Source organism: Orientia tsutsugamushi str. Boryong, assembly GCF_000063545.1.
Taxonomy (GTDB): Bacteria; Pseudomonadota; Alphaproteobacteria; order Rickettsiales; family Rickettsiaceae; genus Orientia; species Orientia tsutsugamushi_C.
Genome location: NC_009488.1, coordinates 1,532,938 through 1,556,024, shown reverse-complemented (window position 1 = coordinate 1,556,024; position 23,087 = coordinate 1,532,938). Strand labels below are relative to the sequence as shown.

Below are 23,087 nucleotides of genomic sequence, written 5' to 3'. Positions count from 1 at the left end.
TTCTTTTTTTTCTATTTTTTATATCGAGCTCTGGTTAATTATAGTTAGTAATGATTAGCTCATTAACGAGATTTCGCTGTTCATTGATTGAGTATGTAACTCCAATATGAGTGATGAATAACTCTTTGTATAAGTCTCTAATAAAGGCAGTATTATTATTTGAGATCATAATCTTAACACCTTTATTGTTTAGTTCATAAACAAAATCTCGTAGTCTGATTTGCTCTTTGTCATCAAATGGGACTCTAGTGTAGAACCGTTCTCCTGATTGGTGATAAGGTGGATCAAGATAAACGAAGTCACCTTTTTTAGGTTCTATAAACGAAAAATCCATAGCGCAAATTGATACACCAGCCAGAAGGTTACTACATTTATTTATTCTAGAGCAAATATGAAGCTTAAGATATCGCTTATCAGAAAATGTTTGAGCGGATGTGCCGTCTCTGTTTAGCCTATAAATTCCCCTAAAGGAATATTTATTAAGATATATAAATTTTGCCGTGATATCATTAGGATCATTACTATAATAATTGTCTCTTATTTTATAGTAGTAATTTTCAGAATGATTTTTGTGATATAGATTTAGTAATCTATTGACCTCATTTGGATTCTTTTTTACAGCGTGATAACTAGTAATTAAGTCGAGATTAATATCAGACAAAAAACATTGTTTAAACAGATGCCTAACTTGAAAAAATAAAGCCCCACATCCAAGGAATGGTTCATAGTAATTATAGTATGGCCCTGAAGGAAGATGCTCTATTAATTTATTAACAATTCTCCTTTTACCTCCAACCCAGTGAAGAAAAGGCTTTAGTTCATTAGAAATTGCTATTGACACAAGAATTTTTGATTAATTAAATCTCTACTATGAATTATAGCAGAAAATAAGCCTTAAAGCCAGTAATAATAACTGCTGCAGAGCTTTTTTTATAAATCTTTTTTGAATGATATTTTTGTAGCTAGAGATACAATGTGATAATTTCGCATCTACTTTAAAAAAGATGAAAAATTTTTCATAATTATGATAAAAAGTCATGTACTGACAAAAATTGAAATGATGCTGTATACCTGATGTTATCTGAGATTTAAGATTTAGATAATATTTAGCTAGAGGTTATTTCATTAAAACTTCAAAATCTGCTATTAAAGGTACAAATGAATCTCTAGCTACACTTTAATTACTACTTCAAATAGCAAAAGTAATGCTATGGTTATTAATGGCCTAATTATTTTAGGCTATCTCAATTTATAACTCAAGATTAATAATAAATATATAATTGTTAAATATTATGAGGGTTTTAAAGGGTAAAGTATGCATATACAAGTCTTAAGTGTAGCAAAACACTTGTTCTATCGAATGTTTAACCTACGCAAACAAAATAAAGCAACACAAATTTTTTCAGTTTCACAGGAAAAGTGGTTTGCTTTTTTTAATGACTTGCACAGTCATACAGAACAAAAAAATTTAATACAACTTCTAATAACTCATCTTATAAAGATAAAATCTAGTTTAACAATAGATCAGCAAGAAAAGTGTTTAACTGGTTATTTAATGAATCCAAATTACAACTTAACAAAAAAGGAACAAAAATATATTCAAAAATTAATAAATAAAAATGATTTTATTTGGAATCAAAAAGGTCAAAACTTTCTTGATTTTTGTATGTATAAAATCATACGAATGCATTCCATAGCACTTGAAATACCAATCAAAAAATGTTCTAGCAATATGCTAATAAATAAAGGGATCAAGCCCTTTCAGGAATTTATTACACCAGAACATTTTAAGAATATAATTGATCTTGAACAAAAATTACTATACCGCACACTTAAGTATTATCATTGCATTAATTCGAAACAAAGAAAAGTAATTATCAAACAACTACTATTGGCTCAAGGACAACTTGAAATAAAAGAAGATCTTAATTCGATAGAGAAAAAAGATTTTGACTTAGTTAATACAGCACTTGATTTTTATATTTTGGATATTATGGGTCGTTTTAAAGACGTGTTTGAACCTGATGTTTAAGTTAAGAGCAAATAAGATAAGTCCAGAACTTTTTCAGTTAATATACTAAATTATCAAAGTCTTTTTATACAGAGATAAATTGCATATCTCATTTTGAATGAGATTTTGCTTTTTTCGGATGTAAATAACAATGCGATAATTTCGCATCAATGTGTAATATTATGAAAAAAAATTTCATAAATATGACAAAAAGTCATGTACTGACAAAAATCAAAATGATACTGTATACCTGATGTTATCTGAGATTCAGTATCCAGTAATATTAAGTCTAGAGATCAAATGCTAAAACAACCAAATTTATCCTTTGAATCTCTAGCATAACTATTTTAACACTTAAAACAGCAGGAGAATTCTATGCCTATAGAAGACGAAGGTCAAAATAAAATCAATAAATTAACTGAAAATTATTCACAGAGGAAATTAATAGCACAACAATAAAACAGATAGATACTGAAATGCAAAAACTATACTGCCAGCTAGAGGAGTCTGAGGAAGTAAGCATAAATTGCATAGAGTGGATACAATATTTTAGGCTAATAGTAAATAACTACGACAGAAAAAAAGTAAATATAATAGCTTCTCTGAATGGAATAATTTTTTTATTTAGACAATAGACTTCTTTCGAAACTATACAATGATGTAAAATGGTGTTATAAAAATCTGATTTGAAGTAATAATGAAATTAGATCAGATTAAAGAGTTAAAGGATGAAAAATTTCGTCGATTAACAGTAGTAAGGGAGGGAACATTCTCAAAGATGGTGGATATTTTGAGGAAAGCTGATGGTGTTAAGAAATCAAAAGGAGGGCGTAAAAATAAGCTCAATTTGGAGGAACAGTTATTGATGGCCTTAGAATACCTTAGAGAATACCGTACTTATTTTCATATAGGTCAGAACTATGGGATTAGTAAAAGTTCAGCATATAAAGCTGTAAAATGGGTAGAAGACACCTTAGTTAAACACCCAAACTTTGCTCTTCCAGGTCGTAAAGCTCTAATGAATAGCGATATGAATTATGAAGTAGTCTTGATTGATGCTACTGAGAGTCCAATAGAAAGACCCAAAAAAAAACAAAAATTCTATTATTCAGGAAAGAAGAAAAGGCATACACTAAAGACTCAAATAGTGGTAGACAAGAAAACACACCAAGTAATATGTACAGATTTTTCTAACGGTAAAAAACATGACTTTAGATTATTTAAGGAATCCAAAATTCTTATCCATCCTAAGATTAAAGCGATTACTGATACAGGATATCAAGGTATACAAAAAATTCACAATAATTCTGCATTACCAAAGAAAAAAAGCAAGAAAAATCCTTTAACTAAAAATGATAAAAAGAATAATCGTAGGTTAGCAGGAAAAAGAGTTGTCAATGAAAACGTTATTGCTATGCTAAAACGGTTCAAAATTATTGCTGACAAATATCGAAATAGACGTAAAAGATTCGGTCTTAGATTTAATTTGATCTCTGGCATTTATAATTTTGATCTACCTTAACCAGTTTCGAAAGAGGTCTAATACATAGCATCAACAAATATAAGGATTGAAACATTTAATATAGAACCGCTAATAAATAATACTGTTATCAGAATGAGGAAAAATTTTGAGAATGAGAATATAAATCTAAATGTTCAAAATGACATAAAGCCGATTCTGATTGGAGACAGTTTCAGAATAAAAGCAGTAATAAGCCAGTTAATTGGTAGTGCAGTTATAAATAGTAGTAAGAATAGCAAGATTATTGTCAACGTTAATCAGAATTCAGAAATATTACAATTTTTTGATTTACATAAGCTGGTATCAGCACTGTATGATATACGTTATCTTTTTTACAAGAGAAGTTATAACTTACATTTGTCTTCTCGTTTTTAACAATAGTTCTTGCATTATACGCTGCCTTACGACAACTATCTCCTCCTTTGATTCTACTTAAAAATTCAATCCTTGCAAACTGTATTGCCATTTCAACTCCAATCCTCACCTGAGTTTCAGGTTAGCATGAGTTTTTTGATTTTGCCAGTACAAACTGCTTTTTTTAACACTCAATCGGCTAATTGGCACCCATTTTTTAGCAGTAAACTTTCAAGTTTACATATTGCGTATAAGCTTATTCTTTAATGAAGCTTCTAACCTGAATTCACGTTTTTTTGACTATAATTATTTGATGTTGGTTTGGCAGGTGCGGTTTTTTTCTTTACTGGAATTTTATTTTGATATATTCTTGCCTGATTTTTTTATCTTTCTGAATTACTAACATGGCAAATCTTATGCAGCAAAAAATTACTCTCCAACAAAAAAAGCTAAGCTAATCATGGATGAGGTTAACCTCAAAATCAAAGAACGTAAAATGCGTACTCGACGTCTTATCGAAATGGGTGGACTAGTCGCTAAGGCTAAGCTTGATCACTTACAGACAAACACTTTATTTGGTGCAATTGTTTCACTAAAAGAAACTTTAACACAACATCCAAATGTTCAGAATCATTGGACTACAATCGGTAAAAATATTTTTGATAAGGAACAGCAAAATAAAGCTGCTGTGATTTTAAAATTTTCCTCTGAACCAGATGAAAACACTAAGCGCTACATTCGCCTTCATGGCTTAAAATGGAATAGCTTTCGTCAAGAATGGTGCAGCAATGTTAAGGACATTGAGGCCTTAAAGAATGGCCTTCTTAATGTTCAGTATAAACTTGAGCTTGTGTATTAGTTTTTTAATACTTATACAACAAACACAGCTTGATAATTCAGCTAATGTAATTTATAAACCAGGAGTGTAATACAATTTTCTTAATAAGAGGATAGTATGCGCATCAGTGATACTAATGATTCTATTCAAATCTTACCTAACAGCAATAATTTAGCTGAGCTAACAAAATTAGTTTACAATTGTATATTTAACCATGGAGGTTATAATATTTTGTTCTTGCTTGGATGGAATAACAGCACATATCGATGCATTCAAGATAAAATTGTGCAGCTTCGTAATACTGAAACAGAAACAATTAGGGTTATACGTAGTACTCAAGATGATCTTCCTATATCCTTAGAATACTTTTGTGAAGACCAAAGCAAACAAAATGTATTATATACACAAGTAAGTTTTACTTTTAATACACTAAGATTAATAGTAGAGAAGTATTATTATGTATCTCTACGGTTCAAACCTTACAAATCTAGCCTAGCTATTGTATACAATAGTCACAGTGAAAATTTACAGAAACAATTAGATGATTTTTTTACTCAACAATGCATGAATCACAATGAAAGTAGCAAATGCATCCATCACAGTGAAAGTAGCATTAGTGTTTTAGATATTGATCAATTTAGAGATTTTGTAGGTGATATATTATTAATTGATGATCCAGAACGATAGTATATGTATTTCAAGCAGCAATGCTCCATTTTGCAAATATATAATGCTATGTATGCTAGTTAGAAAAAGTTTGCATTCTAACTAGCATAAAGCTCACAGTATTTATTTAGCTCTATGGCAATCTCTGGTAGTTTAAGGTATTGAGCAAGAGGTATAAATTCTTGCTGAGTTTCAATGACGATTTTTTGTCTTTTTTCATAAGGTTTTATTGATACAGTCTGAATATTATGGAATCGATCGAAAAGCTTAATTAATAATAGTTCTATTTTATTTTGCCTATAAAATGTTTGAATCATTTCTCCAGAACTGATTTTTTGATTATCCTTAATTCTGGTGAGGTCTGAAACCTGTTCTGCAATATTATTACCAAATTCTTGACTTATTATTTCTTTGGTTAGTGTTGTGTCTTCGAGTGTATCATGTAGTATTGCTGTAATAATTGTATCAGTTTCAAAGCTGTAGTCTGATACCATATAAGCTACTTCTAATTGATGTGTGTAGTATAGTTCTCCAGTATCTCGCTTTTGCTGACCATGATATTTTTGGGCATAAAATATAGCTTTTTCAACTTTATCAAGATCAATTTCAGTATTAAATCTTACATTAGACCTCTTTCGAAACTGGTTAACATAGTTCAAAATTATAAATGCCAGAGGTCAAATTAAATCTAAGACCGAATCTTTTACATCTATTTCGATATTTATCGGCAATAATTTTGAACCGTTTTAGCATACCAATAACGTTTTCATTCACAACTCTTTCTCCTGCTAATCTACGGTTATTCTTTTTATCATTTTTAGTTAAAGGGTTTTTCTTGCTTTTTTCCTTGGTAATTCAGAATTATTGTGAATTTTTTGTATATCTTGATATCCTGTATCAGTAATCGCTTTAACCTTAGGATGAATAAGAATTTTGGATTCCTTCTTTTAATGTTTTGACTTCACTTAGTATTTCTTCTATCCATTTTGCTCTCAAGTCTACAGCTTGTTCTATTCTAGAAATCGCTTCTCTTGACTCATGATTTTCCGTAAAAGTTATAGATTCTTTCGTTTTACCACTTTCAGATAAAAAATACGAAACAAGCATTATTGTGATGCTTATAAAAATTAAGGCAATTACTAGCTTTCAGCGAATAATACTCGTTAGTTCTGATAATTTGCTATTAGACCTAACATCAGATTCAGCCTTTGGTTTATTATTTAGCTCTAAATCTTCTTTAACACTGATTTTCATATGTTCTTAGAATACTACTTATATCGGCATAGATTTAATTTAAGTATGATAATTAGTTGACTAATTTTGAATATAGTATCATAATTATTATGTTGATAGCTGTATGGCTACACAAAATTTATAGATTTGTGAGGAAAGTCCGAGCTCCATAAAAGCATAGTGCTGGGTAACGCCCAGCAGAAGTAATTCTAGGGAAAGTACCACAGAGAATATACCGCCAAATAAATTAATTTGGTAAGGGTGAAAAGGTGAGGTAAGAGCTTACCGGTAGTTTAGTAATAAATTACGCATGGTAAACCCCACTAGGAGCAAGACCAAATAGAAGCAACATAACTAATAAGTTAGAAGGCGTTTTTATCTAGTTGCTTGGGTAGGTCGCTTGAGGTAAATAGTAATATTTACCCCAGATAAATAGCCGTAATTAATATATTAATTAATATATTTTACAGAACTCGGCTTATAGGCTATCAATACAATTTAGATTATGTAAAATGCATGAGAAAAGTATATTATTATCCTTTATGTCCTTTTTCAAGACAACTGCGAATTATATTAAAGGAAGTAGATTCAGTATTTACTTTGATAAAGGAAGAATTTTGGTTAAAGAAAAAGGAATTTATTACTCTTAACCCAAATGGCAAATTGCCTGTGTTAATTGAAACATCAGGATTAGTAGTATATGATATTTTTACTATTATTGAATATCTAAGGGAAATTGAACCAAACTTTCATTTTATATGCAATGAGCCAGAAAAAAATGTCGCAATTAGAAAGCTGTTTACTTGGTTTAATGATAAATTTTATCATGAAGTCACAAAAATAATATTAGATGAAAAATTAATTAAATTTTTAAAAAATTACGGTTCACCAAGATCTGATTTGCTAAAAATAGCAAAAACAAGTCAAAAAGTTCATTTTAATTTTATTGCCAATCTTTTACAATCAAATTCATATTTAGCCGGAGATCAAGTAACTATTGCAGATATTGCTGCAGCTAGTCATATCTCAGTAATTGATTATTTTAACGAAGTTATTTGGGATTATTATCCCAGCGTGAAAAACTGGTATGTATTGATAAAGTCTAGGCCTAGTTTTAAGCCTTTATTACAAGATTATACTCCTGGTTTTTTCCCGCCTAAATATTATGCTGAACTAGATTTTTAAGTTAAATAAATAGTATTAGAACATACATCACATCACACATATCTAATATTGTGCCAAATTAATGTAATTTGCAAAAGATATATAGCTTAATTTGCTAAGGTAGTTATACTTTATAAAATGTAAAAGACAACATCAAGAATGGCGTTAAATAAGTCAACTACTTTACGTATTTCATTTCTAAGTTTAAGCAAGTAACGACAAATTACATTAAAATCTAAAGAATTGGAAAATATAGCTAAACCATTACAAAACAGTTATGTTATATACTTTTCAAAAACGGTATTTAAGTTACAGTGATGTTTCGTTTTATAATAATTGTTTTATAGTAGTTTAGCTATATAATAATTTACAGCCTACAGATTCTATTAGATACTTAACCGTAACTGCTTTATGAAAACTTATATTATCTAATATTAATGTTTGTAACGCCAGTTTAGGATAAGAAAAAGCAGAGAAGGCATAATGTAAAAGGTATACAAGAGATAATGTGCAATTATAATTATGTGATATATTAAATATAGTTTTAATTAATAGCCATTTATTTATTGCTCGAATGTTTGCAAATGCAAATTTAGAATAAGAAACAGTTAGAAAGAGATATATATACAAGTGTTACAATGGTCAATGTTCAGGTTATTAAGTATAGTATTATGAACTAATACTTGTAGAAATATGAGCAATAAATTAACTGTTATTAATTGAAATTATATTTAAATATATCGCATAATTTAATTGTACATTATCTCTCATAGGCCTTTTACATTATGCCTTCCCTGCTTTTTCTTATCCTAAACTGGCGTTTGTAGAGTAGTTAACTCTTGGGTCAATATAGCTTATACATAAGCATCAAAAATATTTTTATTGCAATTGCTTTTAAATAAAAAAAGAAGCAATAACTGTCAATTAGAAAGGCCAGCTATCATACTTACTCTATGAATATTCTACTACTTTTTGTAAAATGATAGGATATTATGACACTTTAGTTTAGAAATTTGTTCGTACATTGAAACTAATTTTTTCTAATAAAGAGTTAACAAAGCCAATTTCACTTTCTTTAACAAAATCACTAGCTATATTTGTAAACTCATTGATCACGACTTTATATGGAGTACTAGTAAAAAATTTTAATTCACAAGTAGCAACACGTAAAATTGATAGTAAAATTAAATGTAAGTCTTTAATTTGCCAATTGTCAGCAAGATAAGAGGAAATTATCATATCAATGGTTTCTAAGTTATCTATAGTTTCATTCACTAACTTTGTTAGATAATTTGTCCTTAGCTTAAAGCAAGGTATAGCAGAATCTAATTCAAGATCTTCTAAAGAACTTTTATCTTTATAATATGTAATAATAAAATCTATTATAGAATCTATTGTAGGCTCTGAGTCTAAAATTTGGTAACTATAAACTCCTTGAATGCTCGCAATTCTAGTTATAGTCTTAGTATTAATCTTAATCATATAATAGAACAACCAATTTGATATTAAGAGCAGTTATTTTGCAAATAGCTAAGTAGTTCATTATGTATTATTACACATTCATTACTAGTATCTAAGTCTTTGATTCTATAACTTTGTTCTCGCATTTCGATTGCTCCAATAAATATTACCTTACTTGCCTTAATGTGATTAGCTCGATTTAATCTTTTTGAAATGCTGTCCTGCAAATCAATTACAGTTGTAATATTATTATTTCTTAATTTTTGCAGCAATATAATACCGTGTTGGTGATATTCTTCATCTACTGGTATAATAACTATAGGTCTTACATCCACTGGGGTATAATTAGTTAAAAGTGCTAATCTTTCTATTCCAGCAGCAAAACCAATAGCAGGTAACATTTTTTTGCCACTTGCTAATTTACCTCCCATTTGTTCGAATAGTCCATCATATCTCCCTCCTCCCAAAACAGTAGATTGAGCTCCAATTTGAGTTGATACATACTCAAAAACTGTATGACAGTAATAATCTAACCCACGTACTAAATTAGCATTTATAGTATATTTAATACCACAAAATTCTAAATATTCTAGCACTTTATCAAAGTAACCTCTAGCTTCAATAGTGTAATAATCATGTATACTAGGTGCTGATGCAGATATTTTTTTATCATGCAAATTTTTAGAATCTAAAATTCGCAGTGGATTTTCAATAAGACGACTTTGACTATCTTGTGATAATTCAGTTCTGTATTTACTAAAATACTCAACCAAAGCCTGTTGATATTTTGCTCTTGATTCCATGCAGCCAAGTGAATTTATTTCTAAGTTTACTTTATCAACTAAATTTAATTTTTTTAATATATCATAAGCTAGCAGAACTATTTCTGCATCACTAAATGGAGAGCCATCACCAATACACTCCAAATTGATTTGATGAAATTGACGCTGTCTACCAGCTTGAGGATTATCATACCTAAATGCTGGTCCTGATGAAAAATATTTTAATGGTAGTTTTTTATTTTGTAGATTATTATAGATAACTGCACGCATAATACTCGCAGTAAATTCTGGCCTTAAACTAACACTACGATTTCCTTTATCAAGAAAAACGTACATCTCTTTACTAAGAACATCTGAGTCTTTACCTAAAGTACGGTTAAATATTTCTGTGTATTCTATGATTGGAGTAGATATAGGTTGAAATCCATATAACTTACTTAAATTCCTAGAAACGCTAATAATGTAGTCATGTTTTCCAAATTCTTCAGGTAGTAAATCTTTGCTACCTTTAACTGGCTGTAATTTGATTGACATTTTTAATGCCTGCTAGAAGAGATTTTAAAATAATTACTGCCAAAAAGTTCAGAGAATACTTTGCCAATCATTCTTTCAACATTTATAGCTGATTGTGTAAAATGTATTTCCCCTTTGTCTGCAATATAATTTTCCTCTACTCCAGGAATAATAGTAATATACTTCTCGCCTAGTAGTCCGCGGTTCATAATTATTGCCTGGGAATCATTAGGAAGATTTATATCGGCAGATAGTTTTAACTCTGCAGCTACATCAAAAGATGATGGCACTAGAGTTAATTTTTCAACTGTACCAATCTTAATACCAGATACGAATACACTACTCCCCTTGTTTAATCCTTCAACATTCTGAAAAGTAGCAAAAACAGTTTTAAAATTATTATCTTTTATATAATAATCATTATATGTTTTATAACCAAAATATATGCATAGTGTAACAAATAGCATCACACAAAAGCCTACAAATGTTTCTAAATAACTATACTGCATGTTCTTATTTTTTTGGTTGCCAAGATTTATAATCAGAAGATACTTCTTGTCTTAACAAGCTATCCACATTTCTTATTAATGGAGAATATGAAAATTCCGTACCAGTCATATTTGGTATTCTGTTAATTTGCCAATCATACTTTTTAAAATTTGCTAGAGATGGAACATGATCAGTCATATAATGCAACCATTGATACCACTCGCATGGTATTGATGAAGGATCTTCTACACCATTAAAAATTATTATTCTATTTTTGTTCTTTAAATAATTACTTTTCATTAAAGAGATATAATAATTATTACCATATTGGTCAACACCAACGAACTTACTTGTATATCTAATCAAGAAATTTCTTAGTATTTTCATTATTTTTTGCTATTTTCATTGCTTCAATTTTTCCATTAGTTGCTAATTTATCAGCAATTTCATTACCTATATTACCAGAGTGTCCTCTCACCCAATGCCAACTAACTTGATGTTTTTGAATCAAAGTATATAATAACTGCCATAAATCAACATTACAAACCAATTGCTTGTTGCTTGTTTCCCAATTATTTTTTATCCACTTTTTTATCCACTTAGTAATACCCATTTGAACATACTGACTGTCAGTATATAATTCTACTTTATAACTATGCTTAAGAAGCCGCAACGCCTCTATTGTTGCTGTTAACTCCATTCGGTTATTTGTAGTATTTATGTTAGATCCATAAACTTTTTTTTCATGATTCTTATAACTTAAATATACTCCCCAACCTCCTGGCCCTGGATTATGGCTACATGCGCCATCTGTATATATCTTAACTGGAATGTTGTTAGTGATAGAGCAAGCATAGTTAGTCACTAGATCTTCTTCCTAAAGCTGTCAAGACTAACAACTTTATTTCCTACTATGTCTTTCATATTTTTCAACTTTTCATTTGTAGCTACTAACTGATCGCAATATTGATTTTTATTTTCTTTGCTACTATCCTCAACAATACTATCGACATTTTTATAAAGCTGCTGTTTATACTTATTTACATAATAAAACAGCTTGATTCGTAGCTGCGCTTCTGGATCAATAAACATAATTATTGATTTCCACGGAACAACAATTTTTTCAATTTTACCACTAAAACTTAAACAAACTGAAAAAAAGTCACTCTCAATTACTAAATCTGAAAACTGATGTTGTAACACAATAGTCATTTGTTCTACATACTTAACTCTTAAGTGCTCAGATATTTTCACACCTGGGAATATTGTACAAAATGATATATAAAAATAATTATCTTCTAAATTGCAGGCAGTAGAAGCAAACTTAAGAGCTTGTTTAACAACATTTAACATGGATTGATCAATAAGTTCTTCGTAATTGATTTTTTTCATTGTTATTTACCAAGACTCTAAGTTTAATATCTTATTTAAATTTACTTATCAGACTTATGAATTATATTATTATAGAGTAACGCTCATCAAATGTCTATAACTTCACGAATTACACAATTTTACTGTTTTTATTTAAGAGGACAAACAATAGCTTTGTTTTTTTCCCTGGCTTCATTAACTCCTTGTTGTAATTTATCAACTAAGCCTGTATATACCCTATTACCAATGACTGTGAGTGGTACTCCATTTAAATTACACTTAGAAGCTATATTATTAATCATAGACAATATATTCTGTATATTAGGACTATTAGTTAAATCATTAACTTTATCAACATCTATTTCAGCTTCAACTAAGATATTTTCAATATCCTGTAAAGTAACTTTAGTTAAACTCATTATTTTATTATGGAATATATGAAATTTACTTGGAGCTTTTTCGTAGACTGCTAAAGCAATTTTAGCAGCATGTTCTGATAGCCCTTCTAAAATTGCTAAAGGCACCCATATAATTTTTATATCTTCATTTTCAATAATTAACTTATTAACTATGTTATTTAATAGTTTGCAATATTTACAATTATAATCATAAAAAATAGTTATAATTACATTACCATGTATATTGCCAACCATAGGCAAGTTATGAGTATCATGCAAAATTTTTAGTTGTTCATTAATAGCACCAGCAAAATACTCTTGTTCTTGCTGCTGTTGCTTTTGTTGCATAATTTCGATAGACTCTAAAATTACCTCAGGATGACTAAGAATATATTGTCTTATCTGATCATTAATTTTTTCAGGAGTCAGCTCATTAGCTTGATATGGAACTAGCTCTATTGTAGTTGATGCATCTTTTAATAACTTAGCGCAAACTATACTAATACTATTACACAGAATCATTATTAATAATATTATTATAGCAACTGTTTTTTTATATAAGGATAATATCACCATAATTATTATAAATTTAGTATTTCTATTAAAAAAGTTACTTTATCATCTACCTTAAGTGGCCAGTTTCTAATAAATTAAATATATACTATAATTTGCACATACGCTTTAATACTTGGTAGCAATTAATAATATTCTTTATTTTGAAATGCAATACTTCTCAAACTTATTAGTTTTATCCTTGTACAAATCAGCTTGAGGTAGTGGAGCTTTTTTATGTAAAATCTGTGGCCATTTCTTAGAAAATTCCTGGCCAAGCTCTATCCATTTAATTAATTCTTCAGCTTCTGGTTTAATAGCTCCTACTGGACATTCTGCTTCACAAACACCACAATCAATGCATTTCTCAGGATCAATAACAACCATCATTTCTCCTTCATGAAAGCAGTCTACAGGACAGACTTCTACACAATCAGTATACTTGCATTTTACACAAGAATCTGTAACAACGTAAGTCATAACTATTACCTAAAGCTCATAGAATTAAATAACTTTAATCGAATAAATAGTATATTTACTCTACAAATAATTACAATAATAAAATAAATTACAAATGCTAAGAACATTACTATCAGAGGTTTTAACATTGAAATATGAATAGCAGGTCCTCCAATTTTTAGAACGCTAGATTGTTGATGTAGCGTACTCCAAATGTTAACTGAAAATTTAACGATAGGTATATTAATAACTCCAATTAAAGAAGTCACTGCAGCTGGTTTTTCACAGCGTAATATATTATCTCCAGCATTTACTACTATAATATAACTTAGATATAATAATAACAATACTAGTGTTGATGTTAATCTAGCATCCCATACCCACCAAGTCCCCCAAGTCATTTTTCCCCAAATTGATCCAGTAATCAACGTAATTGCTGTAAAACAACAACCTATAGGAGCTGCTGATATAGCAATTATATATAACATTCTAATCTTCCAAACTATTGATCCAAAGCTGCATATAGCCATTATAACATATATCATTACTGCTAACCATGCTGATGGAACATGTATATACATTATTCTTACTAACTCTCCCTGCTGATAATCAATTGGAGAATTAAAAAGAGATAAATAAATACCATAGCTAAAAATAGCTACAAATATAACTATCAAATAAGGCAATATTTGTCGTGATAACTGTAAAAAAACTTTAGGATTAAGTAACTTAAGCATTATTGATCACTATAGTAGATAATATATGGTAATTTATATGACGATCACGTCTATAGCTTGGATACAATTTTGGTAACGAGTAAGTATTATCTTGATAAACTTTAACTATCTCAACATTTTCTTCTAATAGTTTAGCTTGTACAAGGCCTACCAAATCAAATAAAAATTTACCATCAAAGTCTAATGGTTTAAAAAAAGATTGATAATCGCTATTTTCTTGTATAAAAGCACTATACAAATTTTGATCAACTTCATAAGAAGCTTGTTGAATAGCTGGCCCTACTATAGCTTTTATATTAACCATATTATTTAAATTTCGCATTAAGTAAATAACATTCTTTAGAATATTAGCTTTAGTACCTCTCCAACCACAATGAGCTGCTCCAATTGTTGTTCCATCTCTATCAAACAATAGAACCGGCACGCAATCAGCTGTTTGAATGCCTAGTATTAACTGTGAGAGATTAGTAACCACACCATCAGCAATAGGATCATGCACACAGTTAATCTCTTTAGCGCAATATACGCTATTGCCATGTTTTTGATTTAAGATCATCAGACCTTTGGCTGAAAAATAATTGATAACTAACTGCCTATTATTTGCTACTTGCTTAGAATTAATAGTTTTATTATCCTGATGTGAAAGTGAGTATACTCCGCTAGATTGTATAAAACTTTTATCAAAAAATTTATATGATATATTGTCAGGTATTAAGTTTTGCATGCAGAATAACGATTTTCCATTAAGCCTATCAAATAATTTAAAAAAAGTAAACGCATTAGAGCAATTGCAAAAAAAATTAGCACAAAATTTTAATTATAAGATTAGAGTTGGCGTAGAAATAGAATTTTACTTAGAACCAAATGATGTTAAACAAAAATTATACTCATATCTCAAAACCTATAATTTAAAGAAAGAAAGAGGATACTGTCAATATGAAATTGAAATTTCACCTACTGAAAACCTAACATACTTAGCTCAATTAATTAATAATACTATTACCAAAATTCAGTTAATGGCTAGATCATATAATGGAGTATCAAAGTTTGATGCTAAACCATATCTATCTGATTATGGTAATGCATTACATTTTCACATCGAATTGTTAGATTGCAACAATTTAAACGTCTTTGAACAAGATTCTAATATTCTAACCTCAACAATTAATAGTATTTGTCATTATATGAAGGAAACTTTTTTAGTATTTGTCCATCGTGAAGAAGATTTTTTAAGACTAAATAAAAATTTCATGGCTCCAACTCATATTGCTTATGGTTGCAATAATCGCACAGTCGCAATTAGGATTCCAAATAGCTTACCTTTAAGAATAGAGCATCGTTTAGCATCGCCGTTAATTTGCCAATATTTAGCATTATACACTATATTAAAGTCAATATATCTTGGAATAAAAGCACCTGATAAAATTAATAGCTATACAAAAATCTATGGCAATGCTTATGATAGTCAATACAACTTAGAACTACTACCAAATAACATTATTACTGCCACTAACTGTTTTAATATAAAATTCTTTGAAATGAATGAAATATAGATAAGTATCACGTGCTTAGAACATGAGCATGATATATGCAAAATTTTAATTCCTAAATTAGACTTCTTTCGAAACTAGACAATGATGTAGAATGGTGTTATAAATATGTGATTTGAAGTAATAATGAAATTCGATCAGATTAAAGAGTTAAAGGATGAAAAATTTCGTCGATTAACAGGAGTAAGGAAGGGAACATTTGCAAAGATGGTGGATATTTTGAGGAAAGCTGATGGTCTTAAGAAATCAAAAAGTAGGCGTAAAAATAAGCTCAATTTGGAGGAACAGTTGCTGATGGTCTTAGAATACCTTAGAGAATACTGTACTTATTTCCATATAGGTCAGAAACTATGGGATTAGTGAAAGTTCAGCATATAAAGCTGTTAAATGGGTAGAAGGCACCTTAGTTAAACACCCAAACTTTGCTCTTCCAAGTCGTAAAACTCTAATGAAGAGTGATATGAATTATAAAGTAGTCTTGATTGATGCTACTAAGAGTCCTATAGAAAGACATAAAAAAAACAAAAATTCTATTAGACCTCTTTCAAAACTGGTTAAGGTAGTTCAAAATTATAAATGCCAGAGATCAAATTAAATCTAAGACCGAATCTTTTACGTCTATTTCGATATTTGTCAGCAATAATTTTGAACCGTTTTAGCATAGCAATAACGTTTTCATTGACAACTCTTTTTCCTGCTAACCTACGATTATTCTTTTTATCATTTTTAGTTAAAGGATTTTTTTTGCTTTTTTTCTTTGGTAATGCAGAATTATTGTGAATTTTTTGTATACCTTGATATCCTGTATCAGTAATCGCTTTAATCTTAGGGTGGATAAGAATTTTGGATTCCTTAAATAATCTAAAGTCATGTTTTTTACCGTTAGAAAAATCTGTACATATTACTTGGCGTGTTTTCTTGTCTACCACTATTTGAGTCTTTAGTGTATGCCTTTTCTTCTTTCCTGAATAATAGAATTTTTGTTTTTTTTGGGTCTTTCTATTGGACTCTCAGTAGCATCAATCAAGACTACTTCATAATTCATATCGCTATTCATTAGAGCTTTACGACCTGGAAGAGCAAAGTTTGGGTGTTTAACTAAGGTGTCTTCTACCCATTTTACAGCTTTATATGCTGAACTTTCACTAATCCCATAGTTCTGACCTATATGAAAATAAGTACGGTATTCTCTAAGGTATTCTAAGGCCATCAATAACTGTTCCTCCAAATTGAGCTTATTTTTACGCCCTCCTTTTGATTTCTTAACACCATCAGCTTTCCTCAAAATATCCACCATCTTTGAGAATGTTCCCTTCCTTACTCCTGTTAATCGACGAAATTTTTCATCCTTTAACTCTTTAATCTGATCTAATTTCATTGTTACTTCAAATCAGATTTTTATAACACCATTTTACATCATTGTATAGTTTCGAAAGAAGTCTATTATTCATGAAAGAAGAAAAGGCATACACTAAAAACTCAAATAGTGGTAGACAAGAAAACCAACCAAGTAATATGTACAGATTTTTCTAACGGTAAAAAACATGACTTTAGATTATTTAAGGAATCCAAAATCCTTATCCATCCTAAGATTAAAGCTATTACTGATATAGGATATCAAGGTATACAAAAAATTCACAATAATTCTGAATTACCAAAGAAAAAAAGCAAGAAAAATCCTTTAACTAAAAATGATAAAAAGAATAATCTTAGGTTAGCACGAGAAAAAGTTGTGAATGAAACCGTTATCGGTATGCTAAAACAGTTCAAAATTATTGCTGACAAATATCGAAATAGACGTAAAAGATTCGGTCTTAGATTTAATTTGATCTCTGGCATTTATAATTTTGAACTACCTTAACTAGTTTCGAAAGATGTCTATTAAATAATTAAGTATCAAAGAGCTTTTAAGATGATATAGCTAAACCAGTATAAAACAGTTATGTTATATATTTTACAAAGCATATCTAAAGTTATAGTGATATTTCATTCTCTTGATTTGGCTTAAAACTACTTTTTCTCAAAAGATTTAAATCATGAGAATATAAACGTCAATTTAGGATAAGGAGTCAGAAGAAGAAGAGATAAATGGGGATTAAGTTTAGAGATAGAATAACTAGCAAGAGAAGCAATTATATGAACAAAGAAATTAAGAGGAGAAGGGTGTCGAGTATGCTCTAAATGCATATGTTTTTTTAGTACATTAAAAACAGACTCAATTAAGGAACGTTTATTTAATAACTGCTTATCTTGTATGACCAATAAATATGTTTTCATATCTTTACGAAGATTAGTAAATAAACGTAGACCATTGGTCAGCAGTTGATGAAATAACTCTTTAGATATGTAAGCTTTATCACCAAACAATTTACCAGATAAGACTTTAGAAATAACTGAAGCTATAGATAGGTCGCTTTTATTGCTTTTAGTAATTTTAACTGACATTATTTCGCCTTTATTATTGATTTAAAGATGTTAGAAGAACAATATAAGGAACTCGATAGCAATAAAGCTATTGGAATAGATGGTATAACTAAAGAGGATTATGGTAAGAAGTTGAAAGCAAATCTGCTTTCGCTTCTTACTAGAATTCGCAAAGGGCAATATCAGGCTAAACCTGCACGAATAACGGAAATTCCAAAAGAAGATGGAGGCAAAAGACCTTTGATAATATCATGTTTTTAAGATAAGATAATCGAGTCTACAGTAAGCAAGATACTAAACTCTGTGTTTGAGCCAATATTCTTAAAGTATTCCTATGGATTTCGACCTAAATTAAATGCACACGATGCTTTAAGGAAGTTAAATAGACTTACGTATAACTTCAATAAAGGGGCTATAGTAGAGATTGATATAACAAAGTGTTTCAATACAATCAAGCATTGTGAGTTGATGGAATTTCTAAGAAAGAGAATATCTGACAAGAAATTTCTAAGACTAGTTATGAAACTGATTGAAACACCAATCATAGAAAATGGTACTATAGTTACTAACAAAGAAGGTTGTCGTCAAGGATCAATAGTTTCACCAATCCTGGCAAATGTCTTTCTGCATTATGTTATAGATAGCTGGTTTGCAAAAATCAGCAAAGAAAACTTAATGGGACAAACAGGAATGGTGAGGTACTGCGACGATATGGTATTTGTCTTTGAAAAGGAAACAGATGCGAAAAGGTTTTATGATGTTTTGCCTAAAAGGTTAAATAAGTATGGGCTAAATATCAATGAAGCTAAATCACAAATGATTAAATCTGGTAGAGACCATGCTGCAAATTTAGCCAAACAAGACAAGAAGATCGCAAGTTATAATTTTCTTGGATTTACTTGCTATTGGGGCAAATCAAGATTTGGCACAACATGGAGACTAAAATATACCTCAAGGAGAGATCGTTTTACTGAGAAACTGAAAGGACTGAGAAAATATTTGCGTAGTCAGTCAGCTAAACAAGCAAGATAAAACACAAACATTATCACAAGTCATTAGAGTTATTAGGTGAATGGATCAACTATCATGGTATATCGGATAACAAAAGACGAGTAAGTTCATTTATCAACCAAAGTAAACGGGCAATATATAACTGGTTTAATAGAATGGGAGGAAAACGTAAGATGAATTGGAAAAGACTAACCGAGATACTTAAAAAAGTAAATTTTCCTAAAATTGGAAAGATTGTCTCAATGTTCTAGAAAACAAATAAGGCATAATGCTTATCTTATTTTTGAGAGCCGGATGCGGTAATTCTGCAAAGTCCGGTTCTGAGGAGGGGCCTAATTGAGCGATTGGTTAGGTCTACTCATATAGATTTAATTTGATCTCTGGCATTTATAATTTTGATCTACCTTAACCAGTTTCGAACGAGGTCTATTATCATAATGATTTTAAAATTTTATCTACATTTGCAGCATTATCAAATCCATAATCATAGAAAATTCTTAATTCTGGCGAGTATTTTAAATTGATTTTTTGCGTAATCATTCTCCTAATTATAGGAAGAGAATCATTAATAGCATGCATAAGTTTATCTTGAGATAGTTTTGAATTGCTAAATGGTAAAATGTAGCAGTGATACATTCCTTGACCGGCTTGTGCTAGCACTTTTGTGACAGTTATCTTGCACTCAAATAAATCTGTATGCAGTTTATTTGAGTGTAGAACATCAATTAAAGCTAGTCTTATCATATTAGCAGTTCTTAAAGTCTTATATGATTTTGCTTGATATATTTTCTTCATAACAATTCACTATTAGCATTAGTCAATAAGTTAAAGTTTAGCTTTTTCTTCTGTTACTATAAATGCTTCAATTATATCTCCCACATTGATATCATAATAATTAGCTAACTCTATTCCGCACTCAAACCCCTCTTTTACTTCTTTAGTGTGTTCTTTAAAACGTTTTAAGGTTTGCAATGGCCCACTAAAAATCACTTCGTTATTTCTAAGCAATTTAACTTTGCTATTACGCTGAATGTACCCTTTAGTAACATAACACCCAGCTATCTTACCAACTTTAGTAATATTAAATACAGCTCTTACTTCTGCTCTACCAGTATATTCTTCATGAATAATAGGTGATAACATCCCAGATACAGCGCTTTTAACATAGTCAATTAAGTCATATATTATAGAATAGTATTTAATATTGGTTTTATTTCTTTCTGCTTTAATGCTAGCTGTAGAATCAATTTTAACATTAAACCCTAAAATAGTTGCATTAGAAGCATTAGCTAATATTATATCAGATTCATTAATAACTCCAACTGCTGCATGCAGAATCTTTATTTTAACTTCATCATTAACAATTTTATTTATACTAGCTACAATAGCTTCAAGAGAGCCATGAACATCAGTTTTTAAAATTAAAGATAGCTCCTTAAATTGGTTCGCAGATGCTTGTTTAAGAAGTTCTTCTAAAGAAATATTATGAACCTTAAGATCTTGTTCTTCTTTAGCTTTTCTGATACGATAATCAACTATACTACGGGCTTGCTTTTCATTTTGAACTACTGCAACTGCATCTCCAGCATTGGGTATTTGGCTTAATCCAAGTATTTTAACTGGATCTGATGGATAAGCATAATTTACTTGCTGGTTTTTATCATTGATCATTCTTTTTACTTTACCAAAACCATTGCCAGCTATTAAGATATCTCCAATTTTTAAAGTTCCGCGCTGAACTAGTATAGTAGCTATTACACCGCTTTTATGATCAACTTGAGATTCAATAACTGTGCCTGATGCTAAGGCATTTGGATTAGCTTTAAGCTCGAGCATATCGGCAAGCAACAAAATTGCTTCTTCAAGTTTGTCAAGATTGATTTTTTTTAATGCAGATATTGGAACTACAAGTGTTTCTCCTCCTAAATCTTCTGGTACTATATTGTGAGCTAGCAGAGCGTTTTTAACTTTATCAGGATTAGCATCTGGAGCATCAATTTTATTAATTGCTACTAATATAGGTACTTTAGCAGCTTTGGCATGATTAATTGCTTCTATTGTTTGAGGCTTGATACCATCATTAGCAGCAATAACTAATACTACAATGTCAGTAACCTTAGCTCCTCTAGTTCGTATTTCGCTGAAAGCTTCATGTCCAGGAGTATCAATGAACGTTATTGATTTATTGTTAGGTAGATTGACCTTATATGCTCCAATATGTTGAGTTATACCTCCAGCTTCTGTGCTTATTACATCAGTTGACCTTAACGCGTCCAATAAACAAGTTTTACCATGATCTACATGCCCCATTACTGTTATAATAGGCGCTCTAGGTAATAATGAATCTTGCGTATCTTTATCTGAGTGCAAAATATTTTCTACATCAGAATCCTGCGTTCTTTTTACAGAATGGCCTAAACTAATAGCAATTAGTTCTGCTGTATCAACATCTATACTTTGATTTATATTAGCTTTAATTCCAAGTTTTAAAAGGGCTTGCATTACATCTGAAAGTTTTTCTGACATACGTAATGCAAGCTCATTAACCGTAATGGTATCTGGTATAATAACTTCGCGATATATTTTTTTTGTAAGAGCATTATTCTGTAACTTACGCTTTTCTTTGTCTCTAGCTCGTTTAATAGCTGCAAAACTTCTAGTCTTAGATTTAGAATCACTATCCAACATTTGATAAATATCTGACTTCTTAGGTTTAGCACTATTATTTTTTTTAGTCCAAATAGCACTAGATTTAGTTGATGTTGCTTCTGTTTCAAACTCAACATTATTCTCGATAGATGACTTATTTTGTGGTTTAGATATAATAGAATTCAAAGATATACTGCTGCTATTTTGCTGATTTTGTAAGATTTTTTGATTAGGTTCCAGCTGTGTTATAGCTTCAACAGGTGTAATGTTTGAAGAAAGATCATCATTTTGTTTTTTTTCTTGAGTTGTTTCTATGGTATTGCTGCTGCTTTGATGTGAATTATTTTTTATTGTTTGCTCTGATAAGTTGATATTAGTTGAATTTTCTGCTTCTGTTTGCTGCTCTGTTACTTCTACTGTAGAAGAAAAATTAGTAACGTTGCTTCTATATTCTTCGCTCTTAGCAAATGAAGCAGCCTTTTTTAAAAGACTGATTTTTTCATTAAATTCATCTATAGTTGAAATTTGTGTATTAATTTTATGCGGCAATGAAGAGCTACTGCTAAACTTTCTACCACCCTTAATTTCCACTGTAACGCTATTATTATGAGAAGTGAAGTAGCTAGTTTTAAATTTTTTAGAATCTACGTGCTTGCCAATAATCATTTTAGATGGCAACTTCAGTTTTTTTTCTTTTCCTTCTTCATTGTGCTTATCTGTCATAATTATTTACTGCTTGTAATATTGCTTTGTTATTATGTAAATTTAATGTACTTTTATTATTAAACAGGATTTTTTAACTTAAAGTACTGAGTACTTTGTACTAGTATTTTATTTGCTGCGTCTAATAAATCTAAATATTGCTTTAAATTAGCTTTTTTATTATACAGCAATATTTATTAT

At 29.8% G+C, this 23,087-nt stretch carries 23 protein-coding genes, 1 other RNA gene and 8 pseudogenes; 13 read left to right on the top strand and 19 right to left on the bottom strand.

Annotated features, from left to right (window positions below; translation table 11 throughout):
* Positions 1 to 34 precede the first annotated feature (34 nt).
* Positions 35 to 841, bottom strand: a complete 807-nt coding sequence (locus tag OTBS_RS07390; protein WP_011944665.1) for a DNA adenine methylase — start codon at positions 839 to 841, stop codon at positions 35 to 37.
* A 474-nt stretch (positions 842 to 1,315) separates the two neighbouring features.
* On the opposite strand from OTBS_RS07390, the gene OTBS_RS07385 reads away from it, so the two are divergent.
* From OTBS_RS07385 to OTBS_RS18470, 4 genes and pseudogenes are all read left to right on the top strand, one after another.
* Positions 1,316 to 2,032 carry a hypothetical protein gene (locus OTBS_RS07385; protein WP_011944963.1) on the top strand — a complete coding sequence of 239 codons (717 nt, stop codon included), beginning with the start codon at positions 1,316 to 1,318 and terminating at the stop codon, positions 2,030 to 2,032.
* A gap of 354 nt (positions 2,033 to 2,386) precedes the next feature.
* Positions 2,387 to 2,643 (top strand): annotated as a pseudogene (locus OTBS_RS17990) (sensor histidine kinase); the annotation flags it as partial.
* Positions 2,644 to 2,708: 65 nt separating this feature from the next.
* Positions 2,709 to 3,533 carry an IS5 family transposase gene (locus tag OTBS_RS07380; protein WP_041621317.1) on the top strand — a complete coding sequence of 275 codons (825 nt, stop codon included), beginning with the start codon at positions 2,709 to 2,711 and terminating at the stop codon, positions 3,531 to 3,533.
* 21 nt (positions 3,534 to 3,554) lie between these two features.
* Positions 3,555 to 3,815: pseudogene (locus OTBS_RS18470) on the top strand (sensor histidine kinase); the annotation flags it as partial.
* Here OTBS_RS18470 and OTBS_RS07375 read toward each other — a convergent pair.
* Positions 3,814 to 3,999 (bottom strand): annotated as a pseudogene (locus OTBS_RS07375) (conjugal transfer protein TraA); the annotation flags it as partial. The pseudogenes OTBS_RS18470 and OTBS_RS07375 overlap by 2 nt on opposite strands.
* A gap of 292 nt (positions 4,000 to 4,291) precedes the next feature.
* On the opposite strand from OTBS_RS07375, the pseudogene OTBS_RS07370 reads away from it, so the two are divergent.
* Positions 4,292 to 4,746: pseudogene (locus OTBS_RS07370) on the top strand (conjugal transfer protein TraD).
* Positions 4,747 to 4,842: 96 nt separating this feature from the next.
* The gene (locus OTBS_RS07365; protein WP_011944961.1) at positions 4,843 to 5,412 is read left to right on the top strand and encodes a hypothetical protein; all 570 of its coding nucleotides are present in this window, start codon (positions 4,843 to 4,845) and stop codon (positions 5,410 to 5,412) included.
* Positions 5,413 to 5,489: 77 nt separating this feature from the next.
* Here the strand turns inward: OTBS_RS07365 and OTBS_RS07360 are convergent, their stop codons facing one another.
* The 3 genes and pseudogenes from OTBS_RS07360 to OTBS_RS14490 all read right to left on the bottom strand — a co-directional run bounded on the left by OTBS_RS07360 (position 5,490) and on the right by OTBS_RS14490 (position 6,498).
* Entirely contained in the window at positions 5,490 to 6,050 is a 561-nt protein-coding gene (locus tag OTBS_RS07360) for an HD domain-containing protein (protein WP_011944960.1), read from the bottom strand.
* Positions 6,037 to 6,335 (bottom strand): annotated as a pseudogene (locus tag OTBS_RS12890) (transposase family protein); the annotation flags it as partial. The gene OTBS_RS07360 and the pseudogene OTBS_RS12890, both read right to left, overlap by 14 nt.
* Positions 6,307 to 6,498: a hypothetical protein gene (locus OTBS_RS14490; RefSeq protein ID WP_041621314.1), complete on the bottom strand. Its 192-nt coding sequence runs from the start codon at positions 6,496 to 6,498 to the stop codon at positions 6,307 to 6,309. The gene OTBS_RS14490 and the pseudogene OTBS_RS12890, both read right to left, overlap by 29 nt.
* A 238-nt stretch (positions 6,499 to 6,736) precedes the next feature.
* Between OTBS_RS14490 and rnpB the strand changes: the two genes are divergently transcribed.
* Together rnpB and OTBS_RS07350 are read left to right on the top strand one after the other, a co-directional pair.
* An RNA gene (gene rnpB, locus OTBS_RS10760) (RNase P RNA component class A) lies at positions 6,737 to 7,121 on the top strand.
* Between the two features lie 19 nt (positions 7,122 to 7,140).
* Entirely contained in the window at positions 7,141 to 7,809 is a 669-nt protein-coding gene (locus tag OTBS_RS07350) for a glutathione S-transferase family protein (protein WP_011944959.1), read from the top strand.
* A 984-nt stretch (positions 7,810 to 8,793) separates the two neighbouring features.
* On the opposite strand, the gene nusB is transcribed toward OTBS_RS07350, so the two are convergent.
* From nusB to pgeF, 10 genes are all read right to left on the bottom strand, one after another.
* Positions 8,794 to 9,282, bottom strand: a complete 489-nt coding sequence (nusB, locus tag OTBS_RS07345) for a transcription antitermination factor NusB (protein ID WP_011944958.1) — start codon at positions 9,280 to 9,282, stop codon at positions 8,794 to 8,796.
* An 11-nt stretch (positions 9,283 to 9,293) separates the two neighbouring features.
* Positions 9,294 to 10,565, bottom strand: a complete 1,272-nt coding sequence (gene hisS / locus OTBS_RS07340) for a histidine--tRNA ligase (RefSeq protein WP_011944957.1) — start codon at positions 10,563 to 10,565, stop codon at positions 9,294 to 9,296.
* 2 nt (positions 10,566 to 10,567) lie between these two features.
* Positions 10,568 to 11,053, bottom strand: coding sequence for an outer membrane lipid asymmetry maintenance protein MlaD (gene mlaD, locus OTBS_RS07335; protein WP_011944956.1), 486 nt, complete (start codon positions 11,051 to 11,053; stop codon positions 10,568 to 10,570).
* Positions 11,054 to 11,057: 4 nt separating this feature from the next.
* Complete coding sequence (locus OTBS_RS07330) at positions 11,058 to 11,420, bottom strand: complex I NDUFA12 subunit family protein (protein ID WP_011944955.1); 363 nt, start codon at positions 11,418 to 11,420, stop codon at positions 11,058 to 11,060.
* Positions 11,392 to 11,898 (bottom strand): ribonuclease HI, encoded by a 507-nt coding sequence (gene rnhA, locus OTBS_RS07325; protein ID WP_011944954.1) that lies wholly within the window; start codon positions 11,896 to 11,898, stop codon positions 11,392 to 11,394. The genes OTBS_RS07330 and rnhA overlap by 29 nt, the downstream gene beginning before the upstream one ends.
* A complete protein-coding gene (locus tag OTBS_RS07320) occupies positions 11,898 to 12,425 on the bottom strand; it encodes a ClpXP protease specificity-enhancing factor SspB (protein WP_011944953.1) in 528 nt (175 codons plus the stop codon). The genes rnhA and OTBS_RS07320 overlap by 1 nt, the downstream gene beginning before the upstream one ends.
* Positions 12,426 to 12,553: 128 nt before the next feature.
* Entirely contained in the window at positions 12,554 to 13,378 is an 825-nt protein-coding gene (locus OTBS_RS07315) for a DsbA family protein (protein WP_011944952.1), read from the bottom strand.
* A gap of 135 nt (positions 13,379 to 13,513) precedes the next feature.
* The gene (gene fdxA, locus OTBS_RS07310) at positions 13,514 to 13,834 is read right to left on the bottom strand and encodes a ferredoxin FdxA (protein ID WP_011944951.1); all 321 of its coding nucleotides are present in this window, start codon (positions 13,832 to 13,834) and stop codon (positions 13,514 to 13,516) included.
* 5 nt (positions 13,835 to 13,839) lie between these two features.
* The gene (ccmC, locus tag OTBS_RS07305) at positions 13,840 to 14,550 is read right to left on the bottom strand and encodes a heme ABC transporter permease CcmC (protein WP_011944950.1); all 711 of its coding nucleotides are present in this window, start codon (positions 14,548 to 14,550) and stop codon (positions 13,840 to 13,842) included.
* Entirely contained in the window at positions 14,543 to 15,274 is a 732-nt protein-coding gene (gene pgeF / locus OTBS_RS07300; protein ID WP_011944949.1) for a peptidoglycan editing factor PgeF, read from the bottom strand. Before pgeF ends, ccmC begins: the two co-directional genes overlap by 8 nt.
* Between pgeF and OTBS_RS07295 the strand changes: the two genes are divergently transcribed.
* Both OTBS_RS07295 and OTBS_RS12885 read left to right on the top strand, forming a co-directional pair.
* Entirely contained in the window at positions 15,273 to 16,103 is an 831-nt protein-coding gene (locus OTBS_RS07295) for a glutamine synthetase (protein ID WP_041621312.1), read from the top strand. The two genes, pgeF and OTBS_RS07295, sit on opposite strands and share 2 nt — an antisense overlap.
* A 123-nt stretch (positions 16,104 to 16,226) precedes the next feature.
* A pseudogene (locus OTBS_RS12885) lies at positions 16,227 to 16,626 on the top strand (transposase family protein); the annotation flags it as partial.
* 28 nt (positions 16,627 to 16,654) lie between these two features.
* Here the strand turns inward: OTBS_RS12885 and OTBS_RS12880 are convergent.
* A protein-coding gene (locus OTBS_RS12880; protein WP_157866421.1) for an IS5-like element ISOt6 family transposase occupies positions 16,655 to 17,478 on the bottom strand; the annotation gives its coding sequence in 2 pieces (ribosomal slippage) (positions 16,655 to 17,091 and positions 17,091 to 17,478; 825 coding nt in all).
* Between the two features lie 75 nt (positions 17,479 to 17,553).
* Between OTBS_RS12880 and OTBS_RS07275 the strand changes: the two are divergent.
* Positions 17,554 to 17,961, top strand: a pseudogene (locus OTBS_RS07275) (transposase family protein); the annotation flags it as partial.
* A 173-nt stretch (positions 17,962 to 18,134) separates the two neighbouring features.
* Here the strand turns inward: OTBS_RS07275 and OTBS_RS07270 are convergent.
* Positions 18,135 to 18,566: pseudogene (locus tag OTBS_RS07270) on the bottom strand (transposase); the annotation flags it as partial.
* 6 nt (positions 18,567 to 18,572) lie between these two features.
* Here OTBS_RS07270 and OTBS_RS16900 point away from each other — a divergent pair.
* Both OTBS_RS16900 and OTBS_RS07265 read left to right on the top strand, forming a co-directional pair.
* Positions 18,573 to 18,785 carry a hypothetical protein gene (locus OTBS_RS16900; RefSeq protein WP_232488971.1) on the top strand — a complete coding sequence of 71 codons (213 nt, stop codon included), beginning with the start codon at positions 18,573 to 18,575 and terminating at the stop codon, positions 18,783 to 18,785.
* A gap of 42 nt (positions 18,786 to 18,827) precedes the next feature.
* On the top strand, positions 18,828 to 19,556 hold the full coding sequence (locus OTBS_RS07265) for a reverse transcriptase domain-containing protein (RefSeq protein ID WP_232488822.1): 729 nt from the start codon (positions 18,828 to 18,830) through the stop codon (positions 19,554 to 19,556).
* A gap of 411 nt (positions 19,557 to 19,967) precedes the next feature.
* On the opposite strand, the gene rbfA is transcribed toward OTBS_RS07265, so the two are convergent.
* Both rbfA and infB read right to left on the bottom strand, forming a co-directional pair.
* Positions 19,968 to 20,330, bottom strand: coding sequence for a 30S ribosome-binding factor RbfA (gene rbfA / locus OTBS_RS07260; protein WP_011944947.1), 363 nt, complete (start codon positions 20,328 to 20,330; stop codon positions 19,968 to 19,970).
* Between the two features lie 30 nt (positions 20,331 to 20,360).
* Complete coding sequence (infB, locus tag OTBS_RS07255) at positions 20,361 to 22,907, bottom strand: translation initiation factor IF-2 (RefSeq protein ID WP_011944946.1); 2,547 nt, start codon at positions 22,905 to 22,907, stop codon at positions 20,361 to 20,363.
* Positions 22,908 to 23,087: the final 180 nt, after the last annotated feature.

Coding starts and splice junctions, on each gene's coding strand:
- pgeF (WP_011944949.1), bottom strand. CDS start 15,274: ATGCAAAACTTAATACCTGACAATATATCATATAAATTTTTTGATAAA.
- OTBS_RS07365 (WP_011944961.1), top strand. CDS start 4,843: ATGCGCATCAGTGATACTAATGATTCTATTCAAATCTTACCTAACAGC.
- OTBS_RS07385 (WP_011944963.1), top strand. CDS start 1,316: ATGCATATACAAGTCTTAAGTGTAGCAAAACACTTGTTCTATCGAATG.
- rbfA (WP_011944947.1), bottom strand. CDS start 20,330: ATGAAGAAAATATATCAAGCAAAATCATATAAGACTTTAAGAACTGCT.
- mlaD (WP_011944956.1), bottom strand. CDS start 11,053: ATGCAGTATAGTTATTTAGAAACATTTGTAGGCTTTTGTGTGATGCTA.
- ccmC (WP_011944950.1), bottom strand. CDS start 14,550: ATGCTTAAGTTACTTAATCCTAAAGTTTTTTTACAGTTATCACGACAA.
- OTBS_RS16900 (WP_232488971.1), top strand. CDS start 18,573: ATGTTAGAAGAACAATATAAGGAACTCGATAGCAATAAAGCTATTGGA.
- infB (WP_011944946.1), bottom strand. CDS start 22,907: ATGACAGATAAGCACAATGAAGAAGGAAAAGAAAAAAAACTGAAGTTG.
- OTBS_RS07330 (WP_011944955.1), bottom strand. CDS start 11,420: ATGAAAATACTAAGAAATTTCTTGATTAGATATACAAGTAAGTTCGTT.
- OTBS_RS07320 (WP_011944953.1), bottom strand. CDS start 12,425: ATGAAAAAAATCAATTACGAAGAACTTATTGATCAATCCATGTTAAAT.
- fdxA (WP_011944951.1), bottom strand. CDS start 13,834: ATGACTTACGTTGTTACAGATTCTTGTGTAAAATGCAAGTATACTGAT.
- OTBS_RS07315 (WP_011944952.1), bottom strand. CDS start 13,378: ATGGTGATATTATCCTTATATAAAAAAACAGTTGCTATAATAATATTA.
- OTBS_RS14490 (WP_041621314.1), bottom strand. CDS start 6,498: ATGCTTGTTTCGTATTTTTTATCTGAAAGTGGTAAAACGAAAGAATCT.
- OTBS_RS07380 (WP_041621317.1), top strand. CDS start 2,709: ATGAAATTAGATCAGATTAAAGAGTTAAAGGATGAAAAATTTCGTCGA.
- hisS (WP_011944957.1), bottom strand. CDS start 10,565: ATGTCAATCAAATTACAGCCAGTTAAAGGTAGCAAAGATTTACTACCT.
- OTBS_RS07350 (WP_011944959.1), top strand. CDS start 7,141: ATGAGAAAAGTATATTATTATCCTTTATGTCCTTTTTCAAGACAACTG.
- OTBS_RS07295 (WP_041621312.1), top strand. CDS start 15,273: ATGCAGAATAACGATTTTCCATTAAGCCTATCAAATAATTTAAAAAAA.